The organism is Rhodococcus sp. UNC363MFTsu5.1, assembly GCF_000686785.1.
Taxonomy (GTDB): Bacteria; Actinomycetota; Actinomycetes; order Mycobacteriales; family Mycobacteriaceae; genus Rhodococcus_G; species Rhodococcus_G maanshanensis.
In genome coordinates this window covers 1-13,881 of record NZ_JMLO01000020.1, presented here as the reverse complement: position 1 = coordinate 13,881, position 13,881 = coordinate 1, and the positions used below count along the sequence as shown (strand labels likewise).

Annotated in this window: 16 protein-coding genes; 7 read left to right on the top strand and 9 right to left on the bottom strand. The window is 70.3% G+C overall.

All coding sequences use genetic code 11. The features are described from left to right. Positions 1-6 precede the first annotated feature (6 nt). Positions 7-552: a ferritin gene (locus tag BR31_RS0116450; protein ID WP_027501926.1), complete on the top strand. Its 546-nt coding sequence runs from the start codon at positions 7-9 to the stop codon at positions 550-552. A 30-nt stretch (positions 553-582) separates the two neighbouring features. Here BR31_RS0116450 and BR31_RS0116445 read toward each other — a convergent pair whose 3' ends face one another. Both BR31_RS0116445 and BR31_RS0116440 read right to left on the bottom strand, forming a co-directional pair. After that, entirely contained in the window at positions 583-1,776 is a 1,194-nt protein-coding gene (locus BR31_RS0116445; RefSeq protein ID WP_027501925.1) for a methyl acetate hydrolase AcmB, read from the bottom strand. 119 nt (positions 1,777-1,895) lie between these two features. Beyond that, entirely contained in the window at positions 1,896-2,891 is a 996-nt protein-coding gene (locus BR31_RS0116440; RefSeq protein ID WP_027501924.1) for an AraC family transcriptional regulator, read from the bottom strand. 267 nt (positions 2,892-3,158) lie between these two features. Between BR31_RS0116440 and BR31_RS0116435 the strand changes: the two genes are divergently transcribed. Continuing rightward, on the top strand, positions 3,159-3,707 hold the full coding sequence (locus BR31_RS0116435) for a ferritin (RefSeq protein WP_027501923.1): 549 nt from the start codon (positions 3,159-3,161) through the stop codon (positions 3,705-3,707). Positions 3,708-3,775: 68 nt separating this feature from the next. Here the strand turns inward: BR31_RS0116435 and pdxR are convergent, their stop codons facing one another. Then, positions 3,776-5,176 (bottom strand): MocR-like pyridoxine biosynthesis transcription factor PdxR, encoded by a 1,401-nt coding sequence (pdxR, locus tag BR31_RS0116430; protein WP_027501922.1) that lies wholly within the window; start codon positions 5,174-5,176, stop codon positions 3,776-3,778. A 50-nt stretch (positions 5,177-5,226) separates the two neighbouring features. Here pdxR and BR31_RS0116425 point away from each other — a divergent pair, with 50 nt between their 5' ends. Together BR31_RS0116425 and BR31_RS0116420 are read left to right on the top strand one after the other, a co-directional pair. After that, positions 5,227-5,685 (top strand): carboxymuconolactone decarboxylase family protein, encoded by a 459-nt coding sequence (locus BR31_RS0116425; protein WP_027501921.1) that lies wholly within the window; start codon positions 5,227-5,229, stop codon positions 5,683-5,685. Between the two features lie 27 nt (positions 5,686-5,712). Continuing rightward, complete coding sequence (locus BR31_RS0116420) at positions 5,713-6,651, top strand: NADP-dependent oxidoreductase (protein WP_027501920.1); 939 nt, start codon at positions 5,713-5,715, stop codon at positions 6,649-6,651. 78 nt (positions 6,652-6,729) lie between these two features. On the opposite strand, the gene BR31_RS0116415 is transcribed toward BR31_RS0116420, so the two are convergent. The 4 genes from BR31_RS0116415 to BR31_RS0116400 are packed head-to-tail and all read right to left on the bottom strand — an operon-like array spanning position 6,730 to position 9,736. After that, complete coding sequence (locus tag BR31_RS0116415; RefSeq protein WP_027501919.1) at positions 6,730-7,644, bottom strand: DUF5926 family protein; 915 nt, start codon at positions 7,642-7,644, stop codon at positions 6,730-6,732. A 23-nt stretch (positions 7,645-7,667) separates the two neighbouring features. Next, positions 7,668-8,426: a glycerophosphodiester phosphodiesterase gene (locus tag BR31_RS0116410; RefSeq protein WP_027501918.1), complete on the bottom strand. Its 759-nt coding sequence runs from the start codon at positions 8,424-8,426 to the stop codon at positions 7,668-7,670. Continuing rightward, positions 8,423-9,391 (bottom strand): DUF4328 domain-containing protein, encoded by a 969-nt coding sequence (locus BR31_RS0116405; protein WP_027501917.1) that lies wholly within the window; start codon positions 9,389-9,391, stop codon positions 8,423-8,425. The genes BR31_RS0116410 and BR31_RS0116405 overlap by 4 nt, the downstream gene beginning before the upstream one ends. After that, the gene (locus tag BR31_RS0116400) at positions 9,392-9,736 is read right to left on the bottom strand and encodes a rhodanese-like domain-containing protein (protein WP_027501916.1); all 345 of its coding nucleotides are present in this window, start codon (positions 9,734-9,736) and stop codon (positions 9,392-9,394) included. A 72-nt stretch (positions 9,737-9,808) separates the two neighbouring features. On the opposite strand from BR31_RS0116400, the gene BR31_RS0116395 reads away from it, so the two are divergent. After that, a complete protein-coding gene (locus BR31_RS0116395; protein WP_027501915.1) occupies positions 9,809-10,738 on the top strand; it encodes an LLM class F420-dependent oxidoreductase in 930 nt (309 codons plus the stop codon). Between the two features lie 16 nt (positions 10,739-10,754). Here BR31_RS0116395 and msrA read toward each other — a convergent pair whose 3' ends face one another. Then, positions 10,755-11,465, bottom strand: a complete 711-nt coding sequence (gene msrA / locus BR31_RS0116390) for a peptide-methionine (S)-S-oxide reductase MsrA (protein WP_027501914.1) — start codon at positions 11,463-11,465, stop codon at positions 10,755-10,757. A gap of 125 nt (positions 11,466-11,590) precedes the next feature. Between msrA and BR31_RS31570 the strand changes: the two genes are divergently transcribed. After that, positions 11,591-11,986, top strand: coding sequence for a hypothetical protein (locus BR31_RS31570; protein WP_156042516.1), 396 nt, complete (start codon positions 11,591-11,593; stop codon positions 11,984-11,986). Here the strand turns inward: BR31_RS31570 and BR31_RS28960 are convergent. Next, the gene (locus BR31_RS28960) at positions 11,908-13,044 is read right to left on the bottom strand and encodes an acyltransferase family protein (protein WP_081830533.1); all 1,137 of its coding nucleotides are present in this window, start codon (positions 13,042-13,044) and stop codon (positions 11,908-11,910) included. The genes BR31_RS31570 and BR31_RS28960 overlap by 79 nt on opposite strands. A 264-nt stretch (positions 13,045-13,308) precedes the next feature. Between BR31_RS28960 and BR31_RS0116380 the strand changes: the two genes are divergently transcribed. Next, the coding region (locus tag BR31_RS0116380; RefSeq protein ID WP_027501729.1) for a superoxide dismutase at positions 13,309-13,881 on the top strand (573 nt) is incomplete at its 3' end.

The following is a 13,881-nucleotide window of genomic DNA, read 5'->3' as shown; positions in this document are numbered from 1 at the left end:
TCCGCCATGACCAATTCCCGGCCGGGCAACGAGTTCCACGACCTTCTCCGCGACCAGGTGCGCAACGAGTTCACCGCCTCACAGCAGTACATCGCGGTCGCGGTGTTCTTCGACGGGTACGACCTCCCCCAGCTGGCGGCGCGCTTCTACGGGCAGGCCAACGAGGAACGCAACCACGCGATGATGATGATCCAGTACCTCATCGACAACGACATCGAGGTCACGATCCCCGGGATCGACGCCGTGGTCACCGAATTCGACTCGGTGCGCGCGCCCGTCGAGTTGGCGCTCGAGCAGGAGCGACAGGTCACCGACCAGATCACCAGGCTCGCCCGCACCGCCCGCGACACCGGCGACTATCTCGGCGAGCAGTTCATGCAGTGGTTCCTCAAGGAGCAGGTCGAGGAGGTCGCCTCCATGACCACCCTCCTCACCATCGTCGACCGGGCGGGCGAGAACCTGTTCGCCATCGAGGATTTCGTCGCGCGGGAGATGAGCTCGACCGCGCCGAAGGACGGCATGGCGCCCCGGCCCGCAGGCGGCTCCATCTGACCGCCGCCTGCGGTCCGTGAACCGACCCCGCTAGACCGGTGCGCCCACCACCCGGTGTCGGTACGCGGCCGTCTCGAAGTCGAGATAGGCGCCGAACGAGACGGGGTCGGCGAACGGCAGGATCTGCGTTGCCCAGTAGCCCGCGATCCCGCTGGACCGGTCGATCCAGTAGTACGAGTTGGCCAACCCGGCCCACCCGAGCGAACCCGCTGGCCTGCCGGTTGGCGCGTCCTCCTCGTTCACCATGAAGGTGTAGGCCCACGACTTACGCTGCCCCGGAAAGAATTCGGCGTCGTTGGAGAGTGCGGGGATCACCCCCGGCAGCATCGTCACCTCTTGTCGGTCCAGGCCGTTGCGCGCGGCGGCCTGCACCATATCGGCCCGCAGGACCCGCCCACCCGGCGCGTCACCGTCGTTCAGCCACATCCGCAGGAACTTCAGGTAGTCACCCACCGTGGAGTACAGGCCGTGCCCGCCCATGTGGACCTCGGGGTCCTGCGGGAGCACCAGGTCCAGCGGCGTCAGGCGGCCGTCGGCCTCCCGCTGGTGGATGGCTGCCAGCCGATCGGCCATCGACCCGGTCAGGGTGAACGAGGTGTCGTGCATGCCCAACGGCCCGAACACCCGCTCGGCCATCACCTCGCCGAGGCGGCGGCCGCGGATGGACTCGACCACCTGACCCGCCCAGTCGATGTTCGTCCCGTACTGCCACCTCTCGCCGGGATCGAAGAGCAGCGGCGTGGACAGCGACGCCTTGGTCGCCGTGGTCACGCTGGGCTGGCCGTGCTCCACGCCGAGCCGGTTGTAGACCTCGTCGAAGAAGTCGTAGCCGAAACCTGCGGTGTGCAACAACAGCATCCGCGTGGTGATGTCGCGCTTGGGGGCCCGCAGTACCGGCGCACCCTGACCGTCGAAACCCTCGATGACCTGGATGTCGCCGAGCTCAGGAACGTACTCGCGGGCGGGCGCGTCGAGGTCGAGCAACCCCTCCTCGACGCACTGCAGCACCGTGGTGCCGGTGATCGCCTTGGTGGTGGAGAAGATCGCGAAGACGGTGTCGAGGGTCATCGGCTGGTCGTCGGTCAGCGACCGCACCCCTGCCGCTCCCTCGAACACGGTGCCCTCGCGGTCGGTGACCATCGCGACCACACCGGGAACCCGCGGCGCACCGCCCTGGGTCACGCCTTCGAGAACTGCGCCGAGTGCGGCGTTTGGATCGGACATCCCACTCTCCTGTCATGCCTGACGTCGATGTGGGACGTGACGCTATGACCGGGGGACGCGGGGCGATGTCTCGTCTCGGCACCGCCTGTCTCGGGTCGGCACAATCCCCATGACCGGCATCACAGTTGCGCGCGGCGCACCGTCTGGGCGGGGTTCTCACCGAAGCGGCGGCGGTAGGCCGCGGCGAACATCCCCAGGTTGACGTACCCCCAGGCCCCCGCGGCCTCGGCCACCGTGCTCGACCGCCGCGCCAACAGCTCCCTGCGCACTCCCTGCAACCGTTGTTCACGCAGGTAGTCGCGTGGGGTGGTGTCGAGGTAGCGGCGGAACGCGCCCGAAAGCGCTCGAACACTGACGCCCGAGGCGAGCGCGATCTCCGATGCCGTCGGCAGGTCGCGGGCGTTCTCGTCGATGTACCGCACGGCGCGACGCACATAGCCGGGGGCGTGGAGCGCGGACGGCGGACCGAGCTCGGTGCCCGCACGGGCGGTCCAGTCGGTGAGCAGCTGCGCCGCGATCATCTCCTGCAGGTTGACGCCGACCCGCCCGTCGGCGACCCGGTCCGGCGCCTCGGCGAGGGTGCGCACGACGTACTCCATCAGCGCCAGCCAGGTGCTCCCCTTGCCGCCGATCACGCACTTGTGTCGCCACAGGCGGTCGTCGGGGACGCTGCCCCACCAGCGCAGCGCCAGGTCCGCCAACAGCTGGTGCGGAATGGTCAGGTTCAGCTGGAGGTGTTCCGGGTCGGCCTCGAACAGGTAGTCGACGCGGCTGCAGTCCACGACGAAGGTGCCCCCGCTGGTGACGTCCTCCGACCTGCCGTTGGCGACGGAGTGCCGGGTACCGCCCCGGATCGTCGTGAGCACCAACACGTTTCCCGACTCCGGCGCGAACTCGCCGATCGCGACCGGGACGCCGTAGGCAAACCGGGTGAGCGTGATGTCCGCGATCTTCGCCGAGTACATGCTCGCCGCAGGCGTCAGGGCACGGCCGGTCGGCCGGACGAGGTACGGCATGTAGACGGAGTCGGACCATTGCTTGATCTCGTCCCAGTCCCGCGACACCGCCGATCGGCGCACCGCCTGGAGCTTCCCGAGCGGGTCGAGGGTGATCATGTCCGCCATCGGCTCAACGGCCCGGCCTGCGGTCGGCATGACCCCAGCGTATCGGTGGACGCCGCGTCTCGGCGCTGCCCGCTCAGCACCGGAACCGTGGCGCAGGCAGTTGAACTCGCCGGTGGCGGCCGATTCCGGCGCTCCGAAACCGGCCGGTTGCGCTGTTGAGGCTCGACTCAATTAGGTTCGACTCAATTAGGGAATACTGGCCTCAATAAGGCTCGACTTGGATGACACACGGCCTGACCAGCTATATCGTTTCGCCGCATGAGCGATTCCGCAGACACTCATCGGACCAAATTTCACGCGCTTCTGCATGATCAGATCCGCAACGAATTCAACGCCTCGCATCAGTACATCGCGACGGCGGTCTTTTTCGACAACGCGGATCTCCCCCAGCTGGCCAAGCATTTCTATTCGCAGGCGGTCGAGGAACGTAACCACGCGATGATGATCGTCCAGTACTTCCTGGATCGGGACATGACCGTGGAACTCAGTGGCGTCGACGCGTCGAAGTCGCACTTCGAGAACACCCGCGAACCGATCGCGCTGGCCCTCAAGCAGGAGCAGGTGGTCACCGACCAGATCATCCAGCTCGCGAGCACCGCTCGCGAGGAGGGCGACTACCTCGGCGAGCAGTTCATGCAGTGGTTCCTCAAGGAGCAGGTCGAGGAGGTCGCCTCCATGACCACCCTGCTCGCGATCGCCGATCGGGCCGGCAACAATCTGTTCCACCTCGAGGACTTCGTCGCCCGCGAGATGAACGTCGTGAAGGACGCCTCGGGCGCTCCTCCCGCCGCGGGCGGGTCGATCTAGACCGATCCCTCGCGCAGCTTCGCGGCCGAATGTGTGTGCCCCGCACACGCATTCGGCCGCTCCGCGTTTCAGCTGAGTCGGGCGGCTCCACCCAGCGCCCGGCACAGGGCCTCCAGCGCCCCCGCGAAGGCGTGCTCGGCGGGGGCCCCGTACCCGACCACAAGGCCGTCCCGCTGGTCGTCGCGCGCGTCCGGGTGCCGGAAGGTCGACAGCGCTCCCACCGCGAGGCCCTCCGCGGCGGCGGCCGACAGGACCCTGGCCTCGGCGCCGGGCGGCAGCTCCAGTACCGCATGCAGACCCGCCGCGATGCCCGTGACCCGGACTGCGGGAGCCCGATCCGCGAGGGTGGCCACCAGCTGGTCGCGGCGCCGGTGATAGCGGCCGCGCATCAGCCGGATCTGGCGGTCGTATCGACCCGAGTCGACGAAGTCCGCGAGCGTCAGCTGGTCGGGCACGCCGACCCACCGCTCCCAGATGCCCTTGACCCCGAGGACGGGATCGACGAGGCGGTCGGGCAGCACCATCCATCCCAGGCGCAGCGCGGGCGAGAGGCTCTTGCTCACCGAGCCCAGGTACACCACCCGGTCGGGGTCCAGGTCCTGCATCGCCCCGACCGGCTGGCGGTCGTACCTGAACTCGCCGTCGTAGTCGTCCTCGAGGATCAGGCCACCCGACGCGCCCGCCCAATCGACCGCCGCCGCACGGCGTTCCGGATGCAGGGGCCCACCGATCGGGAACTGGTGGGCTGGCGTGAGCAGTGCGGCGGCCGCCCCCGACCGCGCGAGCTCGTCGACCCGCGCGCCGTCCGAGTCGACGGCCAGCGGCAGCGTGCGCACCCCCGCCCCGCCGAGCAGTTCCCGGTGCACGTGCAGGCCGTAGCCCTCGACCGCGACCGCCCCACCCAGCAGCGGGGCGAGCAGGGTCAGTGCGTGTGCGGTACCCGCGCAGACCACCATGCGGTCCGGGTCCGCGCGCACACCGCGGGCGCGGGCCAGATAGTCCGCCAATGCCTTTCGCAGCTCCGGACGGCCCCTCGGGTCGCCAGGCCCGAACGCGTCGCTCGGGGCCACCGTCAGGGCGCGGCGCGTCGAGGCCAGCCACGCGGCCCGCGGGAACGAGGCGGCGTCCGGGGACCCGGGCATCAGGTTGTGCGCGGGTCGGACCGGCGGGGCGGGCCGCGGGGTCCGGGGGTCGGCCGTGGGCGCGGCCCTCGGGGCCACCCGGGTGCCCGACCCCCTGCGGGCGGTCAGCCAGCCCTCGGCGACCAGCTCGGCGTAGGCGTCCGCGACGGTGTTCCGCGCGACGCCGAGGTCCGCGGCCAGTGTGCGCGAGGGCGGTAGCAGTGCACCCGGCGCCAGCCGTCCGGATCGGATGTCCTCCCGGAGGCTCGCCATCAGCGCCGCGCGGAGGCCGCCGCGACCACGGAGGTCGAGGTGTAGATCCAATCCAGAATTGGCCCAAGATTCCACCGCCTAATTGAACCACTGATTCGGTCCATTTCCCGCCTAGAGTCATTCTCATGACGACAACCGAGACAGCACAGCGGGTCAACATCTTCAAGCAGTCCCCCGAGGTCTACCAGGCGATGATCGCCCTCGACGCGGCCGCCAAGAAGGGCCTCGACCCGGTCCTCGTCGAGCTCGTGCTCACCCGTGCCTCACAGATCAACCACTGCGCCTGGTGCCTCGACATGCACACCCAGGACGCCCGCAAGATCGGCATCAGCGAGCAGAAGCTCTTCCTTCTCAACGCCTGGGAGGAGGTGCCGAACCTCTACACCGAGCGGGAGCGCGCGGCCCTTGCCCTCACCGAGGCCGTCACCGTGCTGACCGACGGCTTCGTCCCCGACGAGGTGTACGCAAGGGCCGCAGAGCAGTTCGACGAGCGCGAGCTGTCCCAGCTGATCGCCGTCATCTTCACCATCAACTCGTGGAACCGGATCGCGGTCAGCACCCGCCGTGTCCCGCCGGTCCGCTGAGCCGACGTCGCTGAGGGGTATCGAGAAGTGAGAGCCGTTCGGATCCAGGAGAACCGGGGCGCGGACAACCCGGACGCCCTGGTGCTCGAGGAGGCGCCGTATCCGCAGGCCGCGACCGGCGACGTGATCGTCCGCGTTCGCGCCGCCTCCTTCGTCCCGGACGAGCTCGACTGGCCGGGGACCTGGACGGACCGGGCCGGCCGGGACAGGACCCCGAGCATCCCGGCCCACGAGGTCGCCGGGGTCGTCGGCGAGATCCCCTATGGCACCACCGGATTCGAGGTCGGGGACCGGGTGTTCGGGCTGACTGACTGGCACCGCGACGGCGCCGCCGCCGAGTTCGTGGCGGTGGAGGCCCGCAACCTGGCCCCGATCCCCGAGACGATCGGGTTCCGGGAGGCCGCCGCACTCCCCCTTGCCGGCCTCACCGCATGGCAGGGACTCTTCCGCCACGGCGGACTGACGTATGGCGAGGCATCCGGACGGACGGTCGTGGTGCACGGCGGCGCGGGCGGCACCGGCTCGCTGGTCGTGCAGCTCGCGCACGCGGCGGGGGCACGGGTCATCGCCACCGGCCGGGCGGCGGGCGAGGAGACGGCCCGCGGTCACGGCGCGGACGATTACGTGACGCTCGAGTCCGGCGGCCTCGACGAGACCCGGTTCGGCCCGGTGGATCTGGTGTTCGACACCGTCGGCGGGGAGGTGCTGGAACGCTCGGCCGCGCTCGTGCGGCCCGGCGGCACGCTGGTGTCGATCACGGCGCCACCGCCGGTCACCCCGGTCGACGGTCGCGCGGTCTTCTTCATCGTCGAGCCCGACCGGCACGAACTCCTGGAACTCGCGCAGCTGGCAGAGCAGGGGGTACTGCGTCCCCACGTCGGCGCCGCCTATCCGCTCGCCGAGGCGCGGACCGCGTTTCTCGCCAAGCGACGGGGCATCCCCGGCAAGGTCGTCCTCGACGTCTGAGGAGTGCGGCCGCGCCCCGTGCGTGCTCGTGGAGTCCAGGGACCCGGTAAGCGCGCACGGGCGGCGCAGCCGCCTCGATCAGCGCAGGGTGACCTGACGGGCACGCAGGCCGTCGCGCGAGCGCAGCTCGTCGGAGGTGAGCGGCGCGTCGACGGCAAGCGCGTCGGCAAGCCGCTCGCCGAGCTCCGCGGTCGCGGGCGCCCACTCCTGGGCGTGCCGCTCGGGGTCGAGGTCGAACACCGGGACCAGCAGACCGTGGGTGCGGAACGACCCGGCGTACCGGGACCCCTCGCCGAGATGCAGGCCACCGGACGCGTGCACGCGGGCCAGTGCCAGCATCAGCTGGTCCTCGTCCTCGGGCCGGACCCAGCGCAGGTGCGCCTTCTCCCCCGCGTCGACCCACCACGCGGCGACGACGCCCTCGCTCTCGAGGCGAGCGGACGGCATGATCACCGAGTTGGCCTGCTCGACCGTGGCAGCGACCTCCGGGGCGGGCGTGACGCCCTCCGGGATCCACCAGTTGAAGTCCTGGTGCACGCTGATCTCCAGCAGCGTGCCCGCCTCGATCACGTCGCCGAGGCGCGGTCCGCCCGGCTCGGCGTCGGCCGCTGCGAGGGACTGCCCCGGCTCCGCGGTGGCGGCCCAGTTGACGGCGGCGGCCAGATCGGCCGAGAGATCGGTGGACTGGCCAGGCACCTGCAGGCCGACGAAGCCTGTCGCGGAGTCGGTTTCGTCGCGGACGAGGCCCGCCACCGCGCCGGGCAGCACCGTCGCGGCCACGACGGTGCGCTCGCCGCCGGTCAGCGGCAACGTCGCCGTTGCGGACGGGACGAACTCGCGCATCGCGACGAGATCGCACTCGGCTGCCAGGCCCTCGAACGGGCGCGGCACCGCGGTGGCCGCGGCACTCTCCTGGGCGGCGCGGCGCTCGGCGAGCTTCGCCGCGCGGTTGCTGCCGGGCTTCGGACCACTGTTTCTTTTGCTCTTACCCACGTCGGGAAACCTACACGTCGCGGCTACTGTGCGAGCCACTCCTTGGTCCGGCCAGGATGGTTGGTGGCGATCCAGCCGACACCGAGCTCCCGGCACAGCTGCACGTCGTCGAAGTCGTCGACCGTCCAGCAGTACGTTGCCCTGCCCGCCGCGGCCGCCCGGTTCACGATCTCCGGGTGCTCGCGCAACGACTTGATCGACGGGCCGACCGCGGTGGCGCCAACGGTGGTCGCCGCGCCGCCACCCAGGTATCGGGACGACTCCCCGAGCAGCACCGTCGGCAGCAGCGGCGCCGACCGGCGGATCCGCCAGACCGCGGTCGCCGAGAACGACATGATGACCGCGCGGGAGTGGTCGGCGGACGCGGGCGCGGACAGCCCGAACCGGGACAGCTCCGCGAGCACCTTGCTCTCCACCAGCCCGCCGAAGCGGACCGGGTGCTTGGTCTCGATGAAGAGCTTGATCGGGCGGCTGGTGTGGTCGAGCACCAGCGAGATCAGCTGAGCGAGGGTGAGCACCGGCTCCCCGTTGGCACCGAACTCGAGCTCGTTGAGGTGCTTGAGCGTCATCTCGCTGACCAGCCCGGTGCCCGACGACGTGCGGTCGATGCGTCGGTCGTGCACGCACACCAGGTGCCCGTCGCGGGTCAGCCGTACGTCGCATTCCAGCCCGTCGGCGCCCTGGTCGAGGGCGAGCTCGTACGCGGCGAGGGTGTGTTCGGGGAGGGCGGCGGATGCGCCGCGGTGCGCGACGACGCGGGGACCGCGGTGGTCGGGGCTCACGACGTCCCCGCTTCCACGCGCTCCTGGGTCTTGGCCTGCTCGGCCTGCTCGGGTACCGCGACGACCCAGCGGGTCAGCTCGCGCTGCTTCCCGGTCGGGCTCAGACCGTCGACGCGGTGGATGACCAGCAACGTCAACACCGCCACCGCGACCGCCACCAGATCGGTGACCGCCGCGAGCAGCACCCCGTCGGCCTGCGCCTGCAACGAGTCCAGCGTGCGCCACCACAGATTCACCGCGAAGAGCACACCGCCGCAGGCCCAGGTGCCCCACCACACCCGGATCAGCTTGCGCGTCTGCGGGTCCGGCTCGTCCAGCTCGGTCAGGAACACCCCCGGCATCGCCAGGTTCACCACCGGGACCAGGCAGCCGAGGGCGAGCGTCGACGGGCGGCGCGGGTCGACGTGCCCGCTGCGGGCGAAGGCCCGACGCCGGGCCCCCACCAGCCAGGCCACGGCGGCCACGGCGGCGCACACGGCAACGATCGGAGCGAGCAGGCCGGCCGCGCCGACCAGCCCGTCGGACACGGCGAGCAGCCCCGGCCCGATCAGCGTGGTCCGGTTGCGCAGCAGCAGCCCGTAGCGGAACAGTTCGGCGAGCGCGGCCAGCGCGAACAGCGCCGCCGTGGCGCTGAGCAGGGCGGGAGCCAGCTCGGCGAGCTGCTCACGACGCCCGGCCACCGGTTCCCGGTCGGGAGCGGGGGGCACGTCGCGCAGGCCCCAGCGGGGGATCTCCCGGTAGGACGGCGGGCCCGGCTCGGTCGGGGTCCTGGTCGCGCGGGCCCGCGTCGCCGCCGCCCCTGGCCGTCGGGCGACCCACCGGAAGTTGCGCAGGTTCGGCGGTTCCGGGCGCGCCGGGTCCGTCGGCGAGAGCAGCACACCGTGGCACCGCGGGCACCACTGCGCCGGGCCCCCGACGACCGGCCATCGGGCGGCGCAGCGCGCACAGACCTGAACGGTGCTCATCTAGTAGATCTTTGCCGACCCGCCGCCGTCGGCGGTCAACGGCCGGCCACATTTCTGCCAGGCCACCATCCCGTCGATGACGTTCACCGCATCGAACCCGACCTGGTTGAGGTATTCGACCACCCGCATAGACCGGCCACCCGAACGGCACACCACATACACCTCGGCGTCGATGTCGATCTCGGTCAGCCGCGCGGGGACGTCGACCATCGGGATGTGCAGTGCACCGGGCGCGTGCCCGTCCGCCCACTCATAGTCCTCGCGCACGTCCAGCAGGATCACCGAGTCGGACAGCTCGGCCGGTACCTCCGCAGCGGGCACCGAGGGCACATCACCAAAGCTCACACCCCGATACTGTCACGTTCGGCTGCGGCTCGTCGGTGGAGCGCAGGCACCGGATACGGCAGGCTGGCACGCATGGAGCTGAGAATCTTCACCGAACCACAGCAGGGCGCCACCTACGAGCAGTTGCTGCGCGTCGCGCAGGCCGCCGAGGACCTCGGCTACGGAGCCTTCTTCCGATCCGACCACTACCTGGCGATGAACTCCGACGGGCTGCCCGGCCCCACCGATGCCTGGATCACCCTGGCGGGCCTCGCCCGCGAGACGTCCACGATCCGGCTCGGCACGCTGGTCACCTCCGCGACATTCCGCTACCCGGGTCCGCTGGCGATCAGCGTGGCCCAGGTGGATGCGATGAGCGAAGGGCGGGTGGAGTTCGGCATCGGCGCCGGGTGGTACGAGGAGGAGCACCTCGCCTACGGCATCCCCTTCCCGTCGCTGAAGGACCGCTTCGACCGGCTCGAGGAATCGCTGGCGGTGATCACCGGCATGTGGGAGACCCCAGTCGGCGAGACCTTCTCCTTCGACGGCGCGCACCACCGCATCGAGGACTCGCCCGCGCTGCCGAAGCCGTTCCACCATGCCGGGCCGCCGATCATCATGGGCGGCATGGGCAAGCGCCGCACCCCCGAGCTGACGGCCCGCTACGCCGACGAGTTCAACCTGCCGTTCGTCTCCCTCGACGGAACCGCCACCCAGTTCGAGCGGGTGCGCCAGGCCTGCCGCACGATCGATCGCGATCCCGCCGAGCTCACCTACTCCAATGCGCTGGTGCTCTGCTGCGGCCGCACCGAGAGCGAGCTCGCCGCCCGCGCGGCGCGCATCGGGCGGGAGGTCGCCGAGCTGCGGGAGAACGGCGCTGCCGGGTCGCCCGCCGAACTCGTCGACAAGATCGGCCGGTATGGCGAGCTCGGTGCGAGCCGCATCTACCTGCAGACCCTCGACCTCGAGGACCTCGACCACCTGGAGCTGGTCGCGAACGAGGTACTGCCGCAGCTCGACTGAACGTCGGTCGATCGGTTCAGCTCGGCGGCAGGACGTCCTTCTGCGCGGGCACCTCGTCCTGCTTCAGCAGCCCGACCGGGCAGCTGACGCCGGTGGCGTGCACCGGGCAGTAGCCGCCGGGGTTCTTGGCGAGGTATTGCTGGTGATAGTCCTCGGCGTAGTAGAACTCGCGGAGCGGGGCGATCTCGGTGGTGATCGCCCCGTACCCCGCGTCGGCCAACCGGACCGCGAACGTCTCCGCGGTGGCGTGCGCGATCGCCTGCTGCCCCTCGTCGGTGGTGTAGATCGCGGAACGGTACTGGGAGCCGTGGTCGTTGCCCTGCCGCAGGCCCTGCGTGGGGTCGTGGTTCTCCCAGAACTGCTGCAGCACGCTCGCGTAGCCGATGACCGCCGGATCGAAGACCACGAGCACCACCTCGGTGTGCCCGGTGCGGCCCGAGCAGACCTCCTCGTACGTGGGGTTCGGGGTGAACCCGCCCGCGTACCCGGCCGCGGTGCTGTACACGCCGTCGAGCTGCCAGTACTCCTTCTCGGCGCCCCAGAAGCAGCCCATGCCGACGACCGCGGTCTGCATTCCCTCCGGGAACGGCGGGGTCAGCGGGTGCCCGTTGACGTAGTGGGCGCCGGAAACGGGCAGCGGCTGGGTGCGGCCGGGCAGCGCCTCGTCGGCCGTCACGATCGCAGTTTTCGCCGCCGAGCGGCCGAGGATGTCGTCGTACCAGGACATGATCCGATGCTACGCGCGGCCGCCGCGGCAGCAGTTCCGCCGGCGTTCCTCGGGCCCGGCATCCGCGCGCCTCGGTAAGCTCGCCGGTGCAGTTGGGGGGCCGACCGTCGTGGCAGGAGGCGCAGATGTCACCTCAGGAACCCGCGGGCGACGCGCAGGGATCTCCGTTCCCGCCGCCGTTCAAATGGGGCGCCACGCGACCGGACCCGAAACCCTCGCAGCAGCGATCCGAGCAGCCCCGCTCGGCGCCACCGGTTGTCGCGACGCCGCTGCCCATGCCGCCGACGCCGACCGAGCCCGTACTCGCGCGGCCCGCGCCCCACACTCCGACCGGGCCCGTGATCGCGCCTGCCGACCCCGAGTTCGGCGCGCCCCCGGTCAGCCCGCCCTGGCTCACTCCTGAACCCGCGGCCGCGCACGGTCGACGAGCAGCGCGCGGGCGTCAGTCGATCGCGCGCGCGGTCCTGATCGGCGTGCTGGTCCTCGTGATCGTCGGCGTCGTCGCGTTCGTCGTGCTCTGAGCGGGCCGCCCGAAGCGGTGTGACTGCGCGCCGATCCACCGGCTCGCGGGCACCTCCACGAACCGGTACAGCAGCTCCGCCGCCCCGGCCGTCACCAGCAGGAAGGCGAGCACCGCGCCCGTCCGGCCCAGGTAGCCGACGGTGTTCTCGTACACCCGGTACAGGATCAGCGTGTGCAGCAGGTAGATCGCGTAGCTGCGGGTCGCGGTCCACCGCACGACACTCGAGCGGCCGAGGTAGCCGTCGTACCGCACCAGCACCAGCACCGCGCAGGTGACCACGAACATGGTCCACAGGTAGCGGTCCCCCGCCCAGTAGACGTGACTGTCGGTGGCCAGGCGCACCACCTCGGCCTGCGCCATGGTCGCCACGATGACCCAGCGCCAGTCCGCCAGTCGCGCCCAGCCCAGGTAGATGATCTGACCCATGAACACCGCGGGCAGGGTCGCGGCGACCTTGGACAGCATCGGCACCGCGTACGGCTGCGGCACGTACAGGTTGTAGAGCAGCACCGCGCTGCAGAGCGCAGCGCCCGCGAGGGGCACCGCGATCGGGATCGTCCTCAGCAGCGGCCGGGCGGCGACGCAGTACAGGTAGAACAGGACCTGCACGACCAGGGTCCAGGTCACCCCGAGCACCGCGACCTCCGGTGTGAGGAAGAACCCGCCGAGCACGAAGCTGAGCGCGGCCTCGGAGTTCGAGATCCCGTCCTGGCCGCTGAACATCCCGTTGATGCCGAGACGCACCAGGACGATGGCGAGCAGGACCGCCACCCACAGCGCGGGCAGCAGCCGTCCGACCCGGTTGAAGAGGAATCGCCCTGGGCTGTGCCGGGTGGCCGACGCGGTGAGCATCAGCCCCGTGAGCATCATGAAGATCGCGACACCGAGGAACGAAAGATGCTGGTTGAGCCCGCCACCAGCGACCAGCACGGTGTAGACGCCGTCGATCAACCACCAGCCGGAGCCCAGGTCGTCGATCAGGTAGTACGAGATGTGCGAATAGATGACGGCGAGCACCGCGATCGCACGGAGGAGGTTGGCCCCGGCGAACTCGATCCGAGGCGGCGAAGACGCGCGCACGGAAACGTGTTGCAGTCGGAGCACCACCCAATATTAAGGTTTTGTTCACCGACCGGACGAACCGGTGTCGGAAAACAGGGCGTGCGGCGACGCCCCCGGACGCGCCACTGGCATACGCGCCCGCCTGGTCGCAAATCTTGCGGACGGTGTACGAATGAGATTGGGTTATGCCCGAGAAGGATCGACCCAAAATCGACTTGGTACACGCCGGGCGTGCGCGCCCGTAAGGAAGGGACCCTCGTGTCTGTCTACTCGCTGCCTGAACTGCCCTACGACTACGCCGCCCTCGAGCCGCACATCTCCGGCAAGATCATGGAGCTGCACCACGACAAGCACCACGCCGCCTACGTCGCAGGCGCCAACGCCGCCCTCGACAAGCTCGCCGAACTCCGCGCAGCCGACGCCGTCGCCCCCGTGGTCAACCTGCACGAGAAGAACCTCGCCTTCCACCTCGGCGGCCACACCAACCACACCGTCTTCTGGAACAACCTCAGCCCCGACGGCGGCGACAAGCCCGAAGGCGAACTCGCCGCAGCCATCGACGACCAGTTCGGCGGCTTCGACGCCTTCCGCACCCACTTCAACGCCAACGCCAACGCCATCCAGGGCTCCGGCTGGTCCATCCTCGCCTGGGACTCCATCGGCCAGCGACTGATCATCGTCCAGCTCTACGACCAGCAGGGCAACATCTCCATCGGCCTCACCCCCCTGCTCATGCTCGACATGTGGGAGCACGCCTTCTACCTCGACTACCAGAACGTCAAGGGCGACTACGTCAACGCCTTCTGGAACATCGTCAACTGGAACGACGTC